Source organism: Arthrobacter sp. UKPF54-2, assembly GCF_007858535.1.
Lineage (GTDB): Bacteria > Actinomycetota > Actinomycetes > Actinomycetales > Micrococcaceae > Arthrobacter.
This window is the reverse complement of the sequence record NZ_CP040174.1, coordinates 1,070,148-1,086,529: the sequence shown is the minus strand read 5'-3', so window position 1 is coordinate 1,086,529 and position 16,382 is coordinate 1,070,148. Positions and strand designations below refer to the sequence as shown.

The 16,382-nt window shown below is 69.1% G+C and carries 15 protein-coding genes; 10 read left to right on the top strand and 5 right to left on the bottom strand.

All coding sequences use genetic code 11. The annotated features are described in order from the left end of the window. Positions 1–212: 212 nt before the first annotated feature. Genes uxaC through E7Y32_RS04845 form a run of 5 tightly spaced genes read left to right on the top strand, consistent with a single transcriptional unit; the run spans position 213 to position 6,091 of the window. Positions 213–1,643 carry a glucuronate isomerase gene (gene uxaC, locus E7Y32_RS04865; RefSeq protein ID WP_146336136.1) on the top strand — a complete coding sequence of 477 codons (1,431 nt, stop codon included), beginning with the start codon at positions 213–215 and terminating at the stop codon, positions 1,641–1,643. A 17-nt stretch (positions 1,644–1,660) separates the two neighbouring features. Continuing rightward, complete coding sequence (gene manD, locus E7Y32_RS04860) at positions 1,661–2,887, top strand: D-mannonate dehydratase ManD (protein WP_146336135.1); 1,227 nt, start codon at positions 1,661–1,663, stop codon at positions 2,885–2,887. After that, entirely contained in the window at positions 2,884–4,467 is a 1,584-nt protein-coding gene (locus tag E7Y32_RS04855) for a UxaA family hydrolase (RefSeq protein ID WP_146336134.1), read from the top strand. The genes manD and E7Y32_RS04855 overlap by 4 nt, the downstream gene beginning before the upstream one ends. Beyond that, the gene (locus tag E7Y32_RS04850; protein WP_146336133.1) at positions 4,443–5,138 is read left to right on the top strand and encodes a bifunctional 4-hydroxy-2-oxoglutarate aldolase/2-dehydro-3-deoxy-phosphogluconate aldolase; all 696 of its coding nucleotides are present in this window, start codon (positions 4,443–4,445) and stop codon (positions 5,136–5,138) included. The genes E7Y32_RS04855 and E7Y32_RS04850 overlap by 25 nt, the downstream gene beginning before the upstream one ends. Further along, positions 5,135–6,091, top strand: coding sequence for a sugar kinase (locus E7Y32_RS04845; protein WP_146336132.1), 957 nt, complete (start codon positions 5,135–5,137; stop codon positions 6,089–6,091). The genes E7Y32_RS04850 and E7Y32_RS04845 overlap by 4 nt, the downstream gene beginning before the upstream one ends. A 22-nt stretch (positions 6,092–6,113) precedes the next feature. On the opposite strand, the gene E7Y32_RS04840 is transcribed toward E7Y32_RS04845, so the two are convergent. The 4 genes from E7Y32_RS04840 to E7Y32_RS04825 form a co-directional block, all read right to left on the bottom strand. Next, positions 6,114–6,974: an aminoglycoside phosphotransferase family protein gene (locus tag E7Y32_RS04840; protein ID WP_146336131.1), complete on the bottom strand. Its 861-nt coding sequence runs from the start codon at positions 6,972–6,974 to the stop codon at positions 6,114–6,116. A 5-nt stretch (positions 6,975–6,979) separates the two neighbouring features. Then, positions 6,980–8,449 (bottom strand): peptide MFS transporter, encoded by a 1,470-nt coding sequence (locus E7Y32_RS04835; protein WP_146336130.1) that lies wholly within the window; start codon positions 8,447–8,449, stop codon positions 6,980–6,982. 103 nt (positions 8,450–8,552) lie between these two features. After that, complete coding sequence (locus tag E7Y32_RS04830) at positions 8,553–9,665, bottom strand: alcohol dehydrogenase catalytic domain-containing protein (protein ID WP_146336129.1); 1,113 nt, start codon at positions 9,663–9,665, stop codon at positions 8,553–8,555. Between the two features lie 82 nt (positions 9,666–9,747). Next, positions 9,748–11,220: an amidase gene (locus tag E7Y32_RS04825; protein WP_146336128.1), complete on the bottom strand. Its 1,473-nt coding sequence runs from the start codon at positions 11,218–11,220 to the stop codon at positions 9,748–9,750. A gap of 109 nt (positions 11,221–11,329) precedes the next feature. On the opposite strand from E7Y32_RS04825, the gene E7Y32_RS04820 reads away from it, so the two are divergent. The 3 genes from E7Y32_RS04820 (at position 11,330) to E7Y32_RS04810 (ending at position 12,976) form a co-directional block, all read left to right on the top strand. After that, positions 11,330–11,656: a rhodanese-like domain-containing protein gene (locus E7Y32_RS04820; RefSeq protein ID WP_146336127.1), complete on the top strand. Its 327-nt coding sequence runs from the start codon at positions 11,330–11,332 to the stop codon at positions 11,654–11,656. A gap of 14 nt (positions 11,657–11,670) precedes the next feature. Continuing rightward, positions 11,671–12,651 carry a prephenate dehydratase gene (gene pheA, locus E7Y32_RS04815; protein WP_146336126.1) on the top strand — a complete coding sequence of 327 codons (981 nt, stop codon included), beginning with the start codon at positions 11,671–11,673 and terminating at the stop codon, positions 12,649–12,651. A gap of 91 nt (positions 12,652–12,742) precedes the next feature. Then, entirely contained in the window at positions 12,743–12,976 is a 234-nt protein-coding gene (locus E7Y32_RS04810; RefSeq protein WP_146336125.1) for a hypothetical protein, read from the top strand. Here E7Y32_RS04810 and E7Y32_RS04805 read toward each other — a convergent pair. Further along, entirely contained in the window at positions 12,973–14,040 is a 1,068-nt protein-coding gene (locus E7Y32_RS04805; RefSeq protein WP_146336124.1) for a diacylglycerol kinase family protein, read from the bottom strand. The two genes, E7Y32_RS04810 and E7Y32_RS04805, sit on opposite strands and share 4 nt — an antisense overlap. Before the next feature lie 78 nt (positions 14,041–14,118). Between E7Y32_RS04805 and serS the strand changes: the two genes are divergently transcribed. Both serS and E7Y32_RS04795 read left to right on the top strand, forming a co-directional pair. Further along, the gene (gene serS, locus E7Y32_RS04800; protein WP_146336123.1) at positions 14,119–15,399 is read left to right on the top strand and encodes a serine--tRNA ligase; all 1,281 of its coding nucleotides are present in this window, start codon (positions 14,119–14,121) and stop codon (positions 15,397–15,399) included. A 121-nt stretch (positions 15,400–15,520) separates the two neighbouring features. Beyond that, on the top strand, positions 15,521–16,369 hold the full coding sequence (locus E7Y32_RS04795) for an HAD family hydrolase (protein ID WP_146336122.1): 849 nt from the start codon (positions 15,521–15,523) through the stop codon (positions 16,367–16,369). Positions 16,370–16,382: the final 13 nt, after the last annotated feature.

Sequence of the window (16,382 nt, the reverse complement as noted above, 5' to 3'; positions counted from 1 at the left end):
GCCGCGCTCCTGTGCGGTCCGTCACATCCTGCAATCGTTTGCAATGATCTGTCAATACTTTCGGAATAAATCATTTGAAGGCTCGATCCGTCAGCCTTGAAATCCCGGCAATTACGGCATTTTCATTGCGTTACAGGACACCGACGTGCATATTTAGATTTAGTTCAAACATTGATTTTGTTGCATTTTGTTTCATTGGAGAGGCAAATTACATGAGTGATTCCACTGCCTGGGCCATCGACCCGGACCGGGCCCTTCCTGCAGATCCGGCAACCCGGAGCATCGCCCGGGAGCTGTACAACGCCGTGTCAGCCCTGCCCATCGTGTCGATGCACGGCCATGTTGAGGCCGAGGTGTTCGTGGACAACGAATTCTTCGGGAACCCCGCGGAATTGCTGGTGATTCCGGACCACTACCTGGTGCGCATGCTGGTCTCGCAGGGCTACTCGCCGGCTGAGCTCGGCGTGGCGAGCCGGCAGGACGGGGCCGTGGGGGAGCGGGATGCGCGCCTGATCTGGCGGCGTTTCTGCGAGAACTGGAAGCTGTTCCGCGGGACGCCCACCCGCTATTGGCTCGAACACGAGCTGGCGGTCGTCTTCGAGACGCCGCTGCAGCCGTCCGCGGATAATGCCGATGTCCTCTTCGACAAGCTCTCGGCCCTGCTCCACACCGAGGCGTTTCGCCCCCGGTCCATCCTTGACCGGTTCAATGTGGAAATTCTGGCCACCACGGATTCCGCGCTGTCCGACCTTTCCGCCCACCGCAAACTCAGTGACGCACTGGGGCCGGGCCGGATCGTCCCGACCTTCCGGCCCGATTCGCTGCTGCACATCGACCACCCGAGTTGGCAGGACGAGATCCGGATGCTCTCCGAAGTTTCCGGGGTGGAGGTGGCGGACTACGCCAGCTTCCTGGCAGCCCTCCGGCAGCGCCGCCATGCGTTTGTCGACGCTGGCGCCCGCGCCACCGACCACGGCCACCTGCTGGCGGACACCACCCCCTTGCCGCCGGAGGAGGCACAGCGGATCTTTGCCGCTGCGGCCCGCGGGGAAGTGACCGCCGAGGAGGCCCAGGCCTTCTCCGGCAGCATGCTGTATGAGATGGCCCGGATGTCCGTCGAGGACGGCCTGGTGATGCAGCTCCATCCCGGGGTGCTGCGCAACCACTGCCACAGCGTGTATGACTCCTACGGCCCGGACAACGGCTTCGACATCCCCGTCGGCGTGGAGTTCACCCGTTCCCTGCGCCCGCTGCTGGAGAGCTTCGGCATGAACAAGGACTTCCGTTTCATCGCCTTCACCACCGACGAAACCGTCTATTCGCGGGAACTCGCGCCCCTCGCCGGCTGCTATCCCGCCATGAAACTCGGAGCCCCCTGGTGGTTCCTGGACAGCCCGGAGCAGATGCGGCGCTTCCGTGAATCCGCCGTCGAAACGGCCGGGTTCTACAACACCAGCGGCTTCGTCGACGACACCCGGGCGCTCGCCTCCATCCCGGCCCGCCACGACTTGTCCCGGCGCATCGACGCCGGGTACCTGGCACGCCTCGTCGCCGAGGGCCGGCTGGGCATGGCGGAAGCCGTGGAAACCGCCGTCGACCTCACCTACAACCTGCCCCTGCAGTCGTACGCCGTCCGCGGCTGACCCCGGAAGGAACATCAATGACGATACGCTCAGCCGAGGTCCTGGTCAGCAGTCCGGGACGAAACTTCGTTACCCTGCGCATCACCACCGACGACGGCGTGGTGGGGCTTGGCGACGCGACCGTCAACGGCCGCGAACTGGCCGTGGCTGCCTACCTCACGGAACACGTGCTCCCGCTGCTCATCGGGCGCGACGAGGCGATGATCGAGGACGCGTGGCAGTTCCTCTACCGCAGCGCCTACTGGCGGCGCGGCCCCATCACGATGGCAGCGATCGCCGCCGTCGACGTCGCACTCTGGGACATCAAGGCGAAAGTGGCCGGCCTGCCGCTGTACCAATTGCTGGGCGGCGCCTCACGCACCGGCTGCCTCGCCTACGGCCACGCGTCGGGCACCGACCTGGACGCCCTGTGCGTCTCGATCCAGAACCATCTCGACCAGGGCTTCAAAGCCATCCGCATCCAGACCGGCGTCCCCGGGCTGGGGCAGATCTACGGCGTCGCCGGGGACCAGCGCCCCGGACAGCGTTACGACTACGAACCCGCCAAACGCCTCCCGAAACCGGCGGAGGAACTCTGGGACACCCGCGCCTACCTCCGCCACGTTCCCGGCGTGTTCGCCGCCGTCCGGGAAAAGTTCGGACCCGAACTTGTCCTGCTGCATGACGGCCACCACCGGATGACGCCGAACCAGGCGGGCTCGCTGGGGAAGAGCCTCGAACCGTACGACCTGTTCTGGCTGGAGGACTGCACCCCCGGGGAAAACCAGGAGGGCATGCGGCGGGTCCGGTCCCAGACCACCACCCCGCTGGCGATCGGCGAGGTCTTTAACACCGTCTACGACTACCAGACGCTGATCACCGAGCAGCTGATCGACTACGTCCGCTCCGCCGTGACCCACACGGGCGGCATCACGGCACTGCGCAAACTTATGGACTTCGCCGCGATCTACCAGATTAAATCGGGCTTCCACGGCCCGACGGACATCTCCCCGGTGGGCCAGGCGGCCCAGCTGCACCTGGGGCTGGCCATCCACAACTTCGGCATCCAGGAGTACATGAAGCACTCCGAGGAGACGCTGCAGGTGTTCCGCACCAGCTACACCTTCGAGAACGGGCTGCTGCACCCGGGGAATAACCCGGGCCTGGGCGTGGACTACGACGACGACCTCGCCGCCGGCTTCGAGTACACCCCGGCGTACCTCCCGACGGCCCGCCTGCTTGACGGGACGGTGCACGACTGGTGAACGCCCCCGAGACCACCGCCGCAACCCTTCCCCTCGCTTCCTGCGTCCTGCTGTTGGCCGCCGGGGATGACGTGGGGGTCGCCATCCGCGACCTCCCCGCCGGAACACGGCTGCGGGACGCTGCCTCGGACCCCGCCGCCTCGGACCCCGCCGGGCAGGAGTTGGAAGTCAGTGCCAACGTCCCCCGCGGACACAAAATCGCGCTCAGGCCGGTCGCGGCCGGCGCGCCGGTGCACAAGTACGGGCAGTCGATCGGCCGGGCCCTGACGGGCATCCGGCCGGGGGACCACGTGCACACACACAACCTCGGCATGGACGAGGTGAAGCAGGACTACGAGTTTGGCACCGCCCGCGTCAGCCCTGCCGTTCCGGCCGGACCACGCCCCACGTTCCGGGGCTACCGGCGGGGAAACGGCAGGGCCGGCACCCGCAACTACATCGGCATCCTGACCTCCGTCAACTGCTCGGCCAGCACGGCCCGGATGATCGCCGACCAGTTCCGCGGCAGCGCCCTTGATGCCTTCCCGAACGTCGACGGGGTTTTCGCCCTGACCCACGGCAGCGGCTGCGGCATGGTCCTGGGCAGTGCCGGCGCCGATGTCCTCGTCCGTACCCTCCGCGGCTACGCGGCGCACCCCAACTTCGCCGGCCTGCTGGTCCTCGGCCTGGGCTGCGAGATGCTCCAGACGGAACGCTTCCTCGACCCGGACAACGCCCCCGCGCTAATTGAGCGGCTCACCATCCAGGACTCCGGCGGGATCAGGGCCACGGTCAAGGCGGGGGTGGCCCTGATCGAAGGGATGCTTCCGGTCATCAATGAACTGCAACGCGAGCCGGTGGACGTTTCCGAGCTGGTGCTCGGCCTGAACTGCGGCGGCTCGGACGGGTACTCGGGCATCACGGCCAACCCCGCGCTCGGGGTCGCCTCGGACCTGCTGGTCGCCTACGGCGGAACGTCGGCGCTCGCCGAGACGCCCGAGGTTTTCGGGGCCGAGCACCTGCTCACCCGCCGGGCAGTCGCTCCCGAGGTGGGCCAGCGGCTGCTGGGGCAACTGGAATGGTGGCGGGACTACGCGAGCTCCGGCGGCGGAAGCCTGGACAACAATCCCTCGCCCGGAAACAAGGCCGGGGGCCTGACCACGATCCTGGAGAAATCGCTGGGCGCCGTGGCCAAGGCCGGCCAGGCCGAGCTGTCCGCCGTTTACGCTTACGCCGAGCCAATGACCAGCCCGGGGCTCGTCTTTATGGACACCCCGGGCTACGATCCGGTGTCCGTCACCGGCCTCGTGGCCGGCGGCGCCAACGTCGTGTGCTTTACCACCGGCCGCGGATCCGTCTTTGGCTGCAAGCCCGTACCGAGCATCAAACTGGGCACCAACACCGAGCTGTACCAGCGCATGCCGGAGGACCTGGACCTCAACTGCGGCGTCATCGTCGACGGCGAAGCGACAGTCCAGGAGGTGGGGGAGCTGATCTTCGCCCGCATCCTCGCCGTGGCATCCGGCGCGCAGACCGTCAGCGAAGAACTCGACCTCGGACAGGAAGAATTTGTGCCATGGCAGCTGGGAACCGTGACGTGAGCAGCGGGACGGACACCCTCCGGCGGCCCGCCCCGAGCGCCATCCTGCAGGCGAACCCCGTGGTGGCGGTGCTGCGCGCCGGCCATGCCCGCGAATACGCACCCGTCATCGCCGCGCTCGCGGACGGGGGAGTCCGCTCGATCGAACTGACGCTGAGCACGGCAGGGGTCTTCGAGCTCCTGCCCGGACTGATCCGGGACTTCGGGGACCAGGTCGAAATCGGCGTCGGCACCGTCACGGCGGAGACGGAGGCCCGAGAGGCCCTCGACGCCGGGGCGCGTTTCCTCGTCACCCCGGTGACCGACAGCGCCATTGTCCGCGCCGCCGCGGAGCGGGACATCCCCGTTTTCCCGGGGGGCCTGACGCCGACGGAACTGTTCACCGGATGGCGGGCGGGCGCCACGGCCGTCAAGATCTTCCCCGCCTCGACGGTCGGCCCCGGCTACATTGCCCAGCTGCGGGGCCCGTTTCCGGAGCTGGCGGTCATCCCCTCCGGCGGAGTCGCAATCGAGGATGCGCCCGGCTGGATCCGGGCAGGGGCGCTGGCCGTCAGCCTGGGCGGCCCGCTCATCGGAGACGCCTTCAAAGGCGGCGACCTCTCAGAACTGACCCGGCGGGCGGCCCGGGTCAGCCGCCTGGTCGCCGACGCGCGCGCCGGGGGCGCGGCGTGAGCCCCGGGCCGAGGGCCGTCGTCACCCTCGGCGAGACGATGGCGCTGATGAAGGCTTCCACCCCCGGGCCGCTTGCCTTCACGGAGTCACTCCGGCTGGGCATTGGCGGCGCGGAAAGCAACGTGGCGATCGCCCTTCGCCGGCTGGGCACCCCGGTGACCTGGGTGGGGCGGGTCGGAGCGGACAGTCTGGGCGACCTGGTCCTGCGGGAGCTGATGGCGGAGGGGCTGGATGTCGAGTGCGGCCGTGACCCCCACGCCCCCACCGGGCTCATGATCAAGGAACGCCGCACGAATGAGACGGCCAAGGTCTGGTACTACCGCTCAGGAAGTGCGGGATCGACGCTCGCGCCTGAACACGTTCCCGAACGGAAAATCGCCGAGGCCCGCCTGCTTCACATCACCGGCATCACCCCGGCGCTGTCCAGGTCCGCCGCGGCGGCCGTGCAGTCCGCCATCGATTGCGCCAAATCTGCTGGCACTCTGGTGTCCTTCGACCTGAATTACCGTTCCGCCCTGTGGCCGAAAGATGCTGCGGCAGTCGTCTTCGAGGCGCTGGTCCGGCAGGCGGACGTGGTGTTCGCCGGCGACGACGAGGCGGCGATCGTGGTCGGCGAGGCGTCCGACCCGCTGGAGCTGGCACACCGGCTCGCTGCCCTCGGCCCGGCGCAGGTGGTCATCAAGCTCGGCGCGCAAGGATGCGTGGCCCTCGTTGACGGCGACGAGCATCAACAGGACGCCATTCCGGTGCGGGCGGTGGACACCGTGGGGGCCGGTGACGCCTTTGTCGGCGGCTACCTCGCCGACCTGCTCGAGGGGCAGCCGGTGCGTGAGCGTCTGCTGACCGCCGTGCGCACCGGAGCCTACGCGTGCCTGGTGTCAGGCGACTGGGAAGGGATGCCGCGGCGTTCCGAGCTTGGTTTGCTGGGCGCCGCCGAACCCGTAAGCCGTTGAGCGGCCGCCGGCACCGGGGCGATTAGCGGCTAAGCGCGGCCACCAGCCGCTCCGCATTGTCCTCCAGCCAGGCGCCTCGGCGGCGGATCAGGCCGCCGACGCCCTCGTCCCACATCCGGGCCCAGCCCCCGCCGAGGACCCTCGCGTTGTGTTCCATCCGTCGGTAGCTCAGTGCGGCCGCCTCGACCCCGAACCCCGGCAGCGCCCGCCGTTCCCCATCAGTCCAGCCGTACGCGTCGGCGAAAATCCGGAGCCGCCGCAGCGGGTCGGTGTCCTCCCAGCCCGGCCACGCATCGGCCGGGTCTCGGAGCGGCGCCCAGTGTGCGGCGGTGTTGAAGGAATCCTTGAAGGCCGTGGCGGGGCCGGCGAGGTCGAAATCGACCAGCCCGACGGCGAGCCCGTCCCGGACCACAACGTTCTGCGGGGTGACGTCAAGGTGGCACACGAGGTCACCCGGGTCCGGGCGGCCGGTGCCCGGCGCGGTATGGCGGGGCGGAAACGGATGCGCGTCCGGCACGAAACCGGCCGAGGCCGTGTGCAGCCGGCGGAGCAGCCGGGCCACGGAGGCCAGCAGCTCCTCGGACTGGACCCACGCCTCCGGGACCGGCCCGGCGCACTGTCCGGCCAGGAAGGTCAGCACGTCCCTGCCCTGTCCGTCGCGGCCAAGGAACCTCGGCGCGCCCTCGAAGCCGGCATCTTCCAGCCAGTCCAGGTAGGCGGCGACGGCCAGGGACTGCGGCTGGTGCGGGCGGCGGATGGTGCCGCCCATCCGCACCACGCCCGCAGTGACATCGCCCGCCGGCATGAGTTCGACGTCGGACCCCTCGCCGGGGGCGGGGACGTAGACGCGGGCCTCAACCGGCGGGCGATGTCGGGTGCTCATTCAGCTCAGCGTACGCCGCCCATGAGCTTCTTGATGGCAGGGGAGGCCGCGGCCAGGCCGACGGCAAGGAGCATCGCCGTGCCGCCAACGCCGATGAAGTACGGCAGTTCGTCGTCGGGGTTGTAGAGGCCCGTGAGCATGCCGGCCAGCGTGGTGCCCAGCGAAACCGAGAGGAAGAACAGGGCCACCATCTGGGTATGGAACGCCTGCGGGGCCAGCTTGGTGGTCACGGACAGGCCGATGGGGGAGAGGAAGAGTTCCGCGAGCGTGAACAGCAGCAGGATCCCCACGAGTGCCAGCAGCGGCGTCTTGCCCTCGCCGGCCAGCGGGATGAACGCCAGGAAGGCGAGGCCCATCACAAAGAGTCCGATCGAGAACTTCAGCGCCGAGCCTGGCTGCTTGTGTCCCAGCCGGGTCCACAGGGCCGCCATAACTCCGGCGAAGATGATGATGAACACCGGGTTGATCGACTGGACCCAGGCGGCCGGCATTTCCCAGCCGAACAGGTTCCGGTCCAGCTTCTCCTCCGAGTACACGGCAATAAAGGTGAACTGCTGCTGGAAGAGCGCCCAGAACGCGGCGGAGGCAATGTACAGCGGGATGAACGCGGCCACCCGGCCGCGCTCGGTGGCGGTGACCTTCTTGCTGCTGAAGATCAGCACAAAGTAGAGCACGGAGGCGCCGATCGCGGCGTAGGCCATCGACATGGCGAGGTTGTCCGCATTCACGGTGCCGGTGGCGAGCAGCACGGCGATGACCGCGGCGATGCCCGCGAAGATCAGGCCGTACTTGGTGCGCTCCGCGGCGGGCAGCGTGTTCGGAACCCGGTGGGCCTCCTCGGGCAGCTTGCCGCGGCCCAGCGCGTAGATGCCCAGGCCCACGGCCATGCCGACGGCGGCGGCGCCAAAGCCCCAGTGGAAGCCCTGGCTTTCCTGCAGCCAGCCGGTGACCAGCGGGCCGATCAGGGCGCCGGCGTTGATGCCCATGTAGAAGATGGAGAACCCGGCGTCGCGGCGTTCGTCCTTCTCGCGGTACAGGCTTCCGACCAGTGCGGTGGCGTTGGCCTTCAGGCCGCCGGAGCCGACGCCCACCAGCACGAGGCCGGCAACCAAGCCCGGCACGCCGGGGATGAGGGCGAGGGCGATGTGGCCGGCCATGATCATGATGGCGGAGCCGAACAGCACCCGCTCGGAGCCGAAGAGCCGGTCCGCGAGCCAGGCGCCGAGGATGGTCGAGAGGTAGACGCCGCCGCCGTAGGCGCCGACCAGGCTCGCGGCGAGCGCCTTGTTGATCTCCAGGCCGCCCTGGGTGGCCGAGAAGTACATGTAGTAGAGAAGGATCCCCTGCATTCCGTAGAAGGAGAAGCGCTCCCACATTTCTACGGAGAAGAGGCTGGCCAGCATTTTCGGGTGGCCAAAAAACGAGGTATCGCCCGGCGTTGTAGCGGGGGGATTGGCTAAATGAGTTGTGCTCATTTACTTAATGCTGACACCGCGGCGCGCGATTGTCACATTCGCGGCGCCCCGAGGCAAGTCAATTCGGGGGTGTTTTGCCCTATTCGATCCGGCCCGCGTGCCCTTACCCGGCGTCGAACATGATGACCTGGCGAACCGCCTTGCCGTCGGCCAGCTGGTCCATGGCCTGGTTGATGTCCGCCAGGGCGATCCGGGAAGAAATGAGCTCCTCGACGGGCAGTTTCCCGTCCCGCCAGAGCTGGGCGTACTTGGGGATGTCGCGGGCCGGGACCGCCGAGCCGAGGTAGCTGCCCACGATCGTGCGGGCCTCCGCCGTGATGGTCAGCGGGGACAGCTGGGCGCGGGAGTCGGGGGAAGGCAGCCCGGCCGTGATCGTGGTGCCGCCGACGTCGGTCGCGGCGAACGCGGTCTCGAACGCCCGGGCACTGCCGGCGCATTCGACGACGAACTTGGCCTTGACGCCTTGTTCGGCAAGCTGTTGCGGGGTGTAGGTTTCGTGCGCGCCGAGCCGGCGGGCATGCTCCAGCTTCTCTGCCAGGGTGTCCACGGCCACGATCCGGGAGATGCCCTGGGAGACGGCGGTGATCAGCGCTGCCATGCCGACGCCGCCGAGCCCGACGATCATGATGCTCTCCTCGGGCCGGGGTTTGGCGGCGTTCAGCACGGCGCCGCCGCCGGTGAGGACCGCGCAGCCGAGGACCGCGGCGATGTCCGCGGGGATGTCGTCGTCGACCGGCACCGCGGAGGCCCGGTCCACGACGGCGTGGCTGGCAAATCCGGAGACGCCGAGGTGGTGGTAGACGGTCTCGCCGCCGCGGCTCAGGTGCATGGAACCGTGCAGCAGGCTGCCCTCGCCGTTGCTCTTTGACCCCGCGGTGCAGGGCAGCCGGCCGTCGGCGGCGCAGTTGGCGCACTGTTCGCAGCGCGGCAAAAAGGACATGACCACCCGCTGGCCGGGCTGAAGGTCGGTGACGTCGGCGCCCACTTCGACCACCCGGCCGGCGGCTTCATGGCCCAGCAGCATGGGCACCGGGCGCACGCGGTTACCGTCGACGACGCTGAGGTCCGAGTGGCAGATGCCGGCGGCCTCGAGGCGGACAAGGATCTCCGTGGGCCCGGGGGCAGAGAGTTCCAGCTCCGCGATGCTGATGGGTTTGGACTCCGCAAAGGGCCGGGGCCGGCCGATTTCCTCAAGCACCGCTCCGGTGATATTCATCGATCGCTCTCCTGTCGTTGACCGCGTCGGCACCAGTAAACCCCACGCGGGAGCGGCCCGGGAAATCCCCGCCGCCGGCTGCCTAGAAACCCAGCTGCGCGGCCACCTGCAGAAGCAGCGCCTCGGACCCCTGGCGGCCCACCAGCTGGATGCCCATCGGCACGCCGGAGCCCGGCGCGCCGCCGGTCCAGTGCACCGGGATGCTGATCGCTGGCAGCCCGCACACGTTGACAAGGGAGGACCACGGCGCGAACTCGCATTGCTTGCGGTAGTCCTCGTCCGCGTCGGTGGCCCGCTCGGCGGCGGGCCAGTAGCCGTCCCCGTGCGCGGCGCCGGTGAACCAGCCCACCGGGCGCGGCGTCTGCGCCAGCGCGGGGCTCAGGACCAGGTCCCAGGCGGCGAACTGGGCCACCGTGTCCCGCTCGAACTGCCGCAGGAACCCGAGGGCCTCATCCAGCTTCGCCGCGCTGCGCTGCTGGGCGCGGCGCCGGAAGGTCCGGGTCAGCGGGGTCAGCAGCGCCTCGCGCTGCGGCGCGATCCGGGCGCTGCCGACGCCGGCGGTCCAGGCTGTGGTGAACGCGCCGGGGTAGCGGTTGTCATACCGGATGGCGGCTTCGCCGGTCTGGTGCCCGGCCGCCTCCAGCAGGCTGATGCCCGCGGCGAGGGCGTCGAGGGCCTCGCGGTCCGCCGTGTTAGGGAAGACCGCCTGCCACGGGCTGTCCAGGCTGACGCCGATCCGCAGCCGGGGCGGATCCTGGCCGGCCAGCTGCAGGTAGCTGCCCCGGGGCCCGGCGGCGTGCGGCTGACCGGGAGACCGCCCCGACGCCTGCGGCGCGTTCTCCGGCGGGACAAGGGCGTCGAGCAGCAGGGCGGCATCCGCCGCGGAGCGCGCCAGCGGGCCGGCGACCACCAGCCTGGCCGGGTCTCCGGTGCTTTCCCCGGCCGGGACCAGCCCGCGGCCGGGTTTCAGGCCTACCAGCCCGCAGGCCGCGGCCGGGATGCGGATGGAGCCGCCGCCGTCGGATCCCGGCGCGAAGGGAAGCAGCCCCGCGGCGACGGCGGCAGCGCTGCCGCCCGAAGATCCGCCGGAGCTGCGGCTCAGCGCGTACGGGTTGCGCGACGGCGGCGCGATCCGGTTCTCGCTGTAGGCCGTCAGCCCGAATTCCGGGACCTGCGTTTTGCCCAGCGAGACGACGCCGGCGCCCTTGAGCGCCGCGGCGAGGGCGCCGTCGGCCGGTGCCGGTTTGTGCTCCAGGGCGGCGCTGCCGTGGGTAGTGACGACGCCTGCGACGTCGGTCAGGTCCTTGAACGCCGTCGGCATCGCGTGCAACAGCGGAAGGGCCGGACCCTTAGTGGCCGCGCGGGCGTGGCGGGTGTCCGCGGCGGCCGCGTCCGCGAGGGCCTGTTCGGCGGTGACTGTGATGAACGCGCCAAGGTGGGGGTTGCTGGCCGCGATGCGGTCCAGGAAGTGCGCCGTGGCCTGGCGGGCGGAGAGCTCCCCGGAGCGGAGGGCGTCCCGGAGCGCGACGGCGGACAGTTCGTGGATCTCGGCCAAGGGGCTCCTTTGCGCTCCCCAGAAGCGTAACGTGCCGCCGGGTTGGGCACGCCTTCCAAGCGCTGGCGATACGCTGGAAGCAGACCTGGTTCCAGCGGAGAGGACGACCATGAGCGAGATCGAGACCGTGACCGTTTCCGATATCCCCGAGGCGGCACGGATTCTGGACGTGCGCGAGGACTACGAGTGGGCGGCCGGCCACGCCGAGCACGCCCTGCACATCCCCCTTGACCAGCTCCCGGCACGGCTCGATGAACTGGACCCGGACGAGGACCTCTATGTCATCTGCCGCACCGGCGGACGTTCCTTCCGCGCCGCGCAGTGGCTGGTCGGCCACGGCTACTCCGCACTGAACGTTGCCGGCGGCATGGACCAGTGGCTCGAGAACGGCCTGCCGCTCGTCTCCGACAGCGGGCTCAAGCCCGTCATCCTGTAACCAAAGGAAAACCGATGCCCGCCTCGCCAGTCACCTACACCTTCCTCGGCCCCGAAGGCACGTTCACCGAGGCGGCTTTGATGCAGGTGCCCGGCGCCGCGGATGCCGTCCGCATCCCTTCCTCGAACGTCAACACGGCGCTGGACAAGGTCCGCAACGGTTCGGCCGACGCGGCGATGGTGCCGATCGAGAACTCCGTGGAGGGCGGGGTGACAGCTACCCTCGATGCGATTGCCACGGGGCCGGAGCTGCGGATCCTCCGCGAAGCGCTCGTGCCGATCAGTTTTGTCCTCGTGGCCCGGCCCGGCGTCACGATCGGGGACATCCGCCGGATCTCCACCCACGGACACGCCTGGGCGCAGTGCCGGCTCTGGGTGGACCAGAATATTCCGGACGCAGAATATATCCCGGGGTCCTCGACGGCGGCCGCCGCCATGGGCCTGCTGGAGGGCGACCCGCACTACGACGCCGCGATTTGTGCCCCGATCGTCGCCGCGGAGCAGCCCGGGCTAACGGTGCTGGCGGAAAACATTGGCGACAACCCGGGGGCCGTGACCCGTTTTGTACTGGTGGGACGCCCCGGCGTCCTGCCGGAGCGGACCGGGGCCGACAAGACCACCGTGGTGGTTCCGCTCCCGGAGGACCGGCCCGGCGCCCTGATGGAAATCCTGGACCAGTTCGCCACCCGCGGCGTGAACCTGAGCAGGATCGAGTCCCGGCCCACCGGGCAGTACCTGGGCCACTACTTCTTCAGCATCGACGCGGACGGCCACGTCGGCGACGCCCGCGTGGCCGACGCCCTTGCCGGGCTGCACCGGATCAGCCCGGCCACACGCTTCCTGGGCTCCTACGGACGGGCGGACGGCCAGCGCGCCGACGTCGCGCCGCACACCTCCGACCAGGCATTCCGGGCGGCCCACGCCTGGGTCGAAGACATTCTCAGCGGGGCATCTGTGGTGCAGGAATATAACCCGGAGGCTTCGCCCACAGCGTAGACAAATGCCTCATCCGGCACTTCCACCCCTTGGAAACTGTGCGTATGCTTGCCTGATCCATATTGGGGTAGTCCACCGGAGGGAGCGGGCCATGTCAGGCACCAGCACAGAGAATGACGGCCAGGGAATGATTGTCAATCCCAAGCCGACGGCTGACAACCAGGACTGGGACGGCGACGACGCCGACCGGGCTGACCGGCTGCGCTTCGAAGAGGAGCAGGCGATGATCCGCGAGCAGTCCGAGGCGCGCGCCGCCAAGGCCGCAGCGGAGGCGAAGAAGTCCGCCGAAGCGGCGAAGGACGCCGACAAGAAGGAAGCCAGCTAGTCTTCCCGGCCGACGCCTTCCTTCACCCGGACCAGCAGTGAACCGGGCGCGACCTGCACGGTGACCGTCGTGGCCTCCCCGGAGGGATCGCCGTCAACCTGGGTGGGCATCGGCTCGGCGCACTTGATCACGATCTTGGCCGAGCGGTAGTACGTCATCACCGGCAGGTTCCGCTTGTGCTTGAGCACAATCTTCCAGTACATGGCCAGCCAGCCGATCGCGCTGCGCGGGCTCATCACCACCACGTCCAGCATCCCGTCGTCGATCATGGCCTGCGGGATAAAGTCGATGCCGCCGGGGATCAGCCCGCAGTTGGCGAACAGGACGCTGCGGATCTTCCGTGACTGTTCGGGCTGGTCATCGAGGGAGATGGCCACCCTTTTACGGCGGCCCGGCAGGTGCCGCACCCCGGCCTCCGTGTAGGCGAGCCAGCCCACCGCCTTCTTAAGCCCGTCATTGGTGTCGCCCACCACCTCGGCGTCCATGCCGATGCCGGCAATCACCAGGAACGCGTGCTCCGCCGACTGCCCCGTCAGGGCGTTCTCCACCGTCATCCGGGCGGTGTCGATGAAGCGCTGGTGCCCGAACAGGGCGATCTCCACGCAGCCTTGCAGGTCCCCGATGTCGAGGTGGATGTTGCGGGCCAGCAGGTTCCCGGTCCCGAGCGGAAGCAGCCCCATGGCGATGTCGGTGTGCGCGAGGACGTCGGCCACCACCCGGACGGTGCCGTCGCCGCCGCCCACCAGGACGACGTCGGCCCCGTACTCGACGGCGGCGCGGGCCTGCGAGAAGCCAGGGTCCTCGGCGGTGGTCTCGAAGAACTGCGGGGCCTCCCAGCCGGCCGCCAGGCAGGCGCTCTCCACCAGGACCCGGGCCTCCGCGGACCGCGCCTTGATCGGGTTCAGCACCACGGCGACCTTCTGCCGGCCCAGGCCCGGGTTGTGCGTCTCTTCCCAGACGGCGCTGCGGGTGTGCTTGGCCTTCAGCCGGCGCACACCCCACCAGCTGGAGACGGCAAATACCAGGGCCCCAGCGATGACGAGGTAGAGCAGCCAGTCGCGCATGTTGCTCCAACACTATCCCGGCCATGCGCCGCGGCAGGACTGCCGAAGGATACCCCCCGGATTCGATACTCTTATCTGGTGATCGACGTAAAAGACCTCAGCGAAAACCCGGACAAGTTCCGTGCCAGCCAGCGCGCCCGCGGCGCCGACGAATCCGTGGTGGACGCGATCATCGCCGCGGACGCGGACCGGCGCGCGGCACTGATCCGCTTCGAGAACCTGCGCGCCGAGCAGAACGCTTTCGGCAAGAAGGTGGCGCAGGCCAAGGGCGAGGAAAAGCAGGCTCTGCTCGCCGAGGTCAAGGTTCTCGCCGCCTCGGTCAAGGAAGCCTCGGCCGAGGCAGACGTCGCCCAGGCCGCCCAGGAGGAGCTCCTGCGCGGCATCCCCAACCTCGTCGAGGACGGCGTCCCCGCCGGCGGCGAAGACGACTACGTGGTGGTCAAGACGGTCGGGACGCCGCGCGAGTTCCCTGACTTCGAACCGAAGGACCACCTGGAAATCGGCGAACTGATCGGCGCCATCGACATGGAGCGCGGCGCCAAGGTCTCCGGCTCACGCTTCTACTTCCTGCGCGGTGTGGGCGCCCGGCTGGAGATGGCGCTGCTGCAGATGGCGATGGAGCAGGCCATCGACGCCGGCTTCGTCCCCATGATCACCCCCACGCTGGTCCGCCCCGAAACCATGCAGGGCACCGGATTCGACGTCAAGCACGACGCCGAGATCTACCGCCTCGCCGAGGACGACCTCTACCTGGTGGGGACCTCCGAGGTCGCCCTGGCCGGCTACCACGCGGACGAAATCCTGGACCTCAGCGGCGGCCCGATCCGCTACGCCGGGCAGAGTTCCTGCTACCGCCGCGAAGCCGGCTCGCACGGCAAGGACACCCGCGGCATCATCCGCGTCCACCAGTTCAACAAGGTGGAGATGTTCATCTACACCACGGTCGAGGACGCCGCCGCCGAACACGCCCGCCTGCTGGCCTGGGAAGAGGAGATGCTGGCCAAGTGCGAGCTGCCCTACCGGGTGATCGACACCGCCGCGGGGGACCTCGGCAACTCGGCCGCCCGCAAGTTCGACTGCGAAGCCTGGGTCCCCACGCAGGGCGCGTACCGCGAGCTGACCTCGACGTCGAACTGCACCACCTTCCAGGCGCGCCGGCTCAACATCCGTGAACGCGTGCTGAACGAGGACGGGGCGCCCAAGGGCACCCGCGCGGTGGCCACCCTGAACGGCACCCTCGCCACGACCCGCTGGATCGTCGCGATCCTGGAGCACCACCAGAACCCGGACGGCTCGGTCAACGTCCCCGCGGCGCTGCAGAAGTACCTCGGCGGCATGACGGTGCTCCCCGTCCTCTAAGCGATCCCTCTAAGCAATCCGTCCCCAGACCACCCGCCGTCGGCCGCTGTTCACCCAGGCTTCACGCCGCGCTGTGGCGCGCGTCCTAGCGGGTGTCAGCGGTGTCTGCTCTACTTGTGAGATGACAACATTGACTGAAACCTCAGTCGCTGGCAACGATGACCAGCGAACCGCAAACGGCAAAATGATGATCGCCCTCGACGTCGACGGAACCCTCGTTGACCACGACGGGCACATGTCCGTCCCCGTCCGGGAAGCCGCCCAGGCCGTGGTGGCCGCCGGGCACGAAGTGATGATCGCGACCGGCCGCTCGCTCAACGCCACGCTGCCCATCATCGAGCACATCGGCATCGAGAACGGCTACGCGGTCTGCTCCAACGGCGGCGTCACCCTGCGCCTGGATTCCGGGCTCGCCGACGGCTACGAGGTGCTGCACAAGGCCACCTTCGACCCCGGCCCCGCGCTCCGGGCACTGCGCAAGCGGCTGCCCTCCGCCAAGTACGCGCTCGAGGACGAGAACGGCAACTTCCTCTCCACCGAACGCTTCCAGGACGCCAGTTTCGGCGTCGAGGCGATCGGCGTCGACTTCCAGACCATGCTCGAGGCCACCGCCGTGCGCGTGGTGGTCTTCAGTTCCGAGAACACCCCCGAGGAATTCAACGCCGCGATCCGGCACGTCGGCCTCGCCGGCGTCACCTACTCGGTGGGCTGGACGGCCTGGCTGGACATCGCCGCCGCCGGCGTAACCAAGGCCAGCGCCCTGGAACAGCTGCGCGGACGGTTGAGCATCGAAGCGCACCGGACCGTGGCGGTCGGCGACGGCCGCAACGACATCGAAATGCTCACCTGGGCGCGCCGCGGCGTGGCGATGGGCCAGGCGCCAGCGGAGGTGATCGCCGCCGCGGACGAGGTCACCCACTCGGTCTACGACGACGGCGCCGCCCACGTGCTGCGCAGCATCCTGCGCTAGGTCCTCCTGCGGG

Coding starts and splice junctions, on each gene's coding strand:
- uxaC (WP_146336136.1), top strand. CDS start 213: ATGAGTGATTCCACTGCCTGGGCCATCGACCCGGACCGGGCCCTTCCT.
- manD (WP_146336135.1), top strand. CDS start 1,661: ATGACGATACGCTCAGCCGAGGTCCTGGTCAGCAGTCCGGGACGAAAC.
- E7Y32_RS04850 (WP_146336133.1), top strand. CDS start 4,443: ATGGCAGCTGGGAACCGTGACGTGAGCAGCGGGACGGACACCCTCCGG.
- E7Y32_RS04840 (WP_146336131.1), bottom strand. CDS start 6,974: ATGAGCACCCGACATCGCCCGCCGGTTGAGGCCCGCGTCTACGTCCCC.
- E7Y32_RS04835 (WP_146336130.1), bottom strand. CDS start 8,449: ATGAGCACAACTCATTTAGCCAATCCCCCCGCTACAACGCCGGGCGAT.
- E7Y32_RS04830 (WP_146336129.1), bottom strand. CDS start 9,665: ATGAATATCACCGGAGCGGTGCTTGAGGAAATCGGCCGGCCCCGGCCC.
- E7Y32_RS04820 (WP_146336127.1), top strand. CDS start 11,330: ATGAGCGAGATCGAGACCGTGACCGTTTCCGATATCCCCGAGGCGGCA.
- pheA (WP_146336126.1), top strand. CDS start 11,671: ATGCCCGCCTCGCCAGTCACCTACACCTTCCTCGGCCCCGAAGGCACG.
- E7Y32_RS04810 (WP_146336125.1), top strand. CDS start 12,743: ATGTCAGGCACCAGCACAGAGAATGACGGCCAGGGAATGATTGTCAAT.
- E7Y32_RS04805 (WP_146336124.1), bottom strand. CDS start 14,040: ATGCGCGACTGGCTGCTCTACCTCGTCATCGCTGGGGCCCTGGTATTT.
- E7Y32_RS04795 (WP_146336122.1), top strand. CDS start 15,521: ATGACAACATTGACTGAAACCTCAGTCGCTGGCAACGATGACCAGCGA.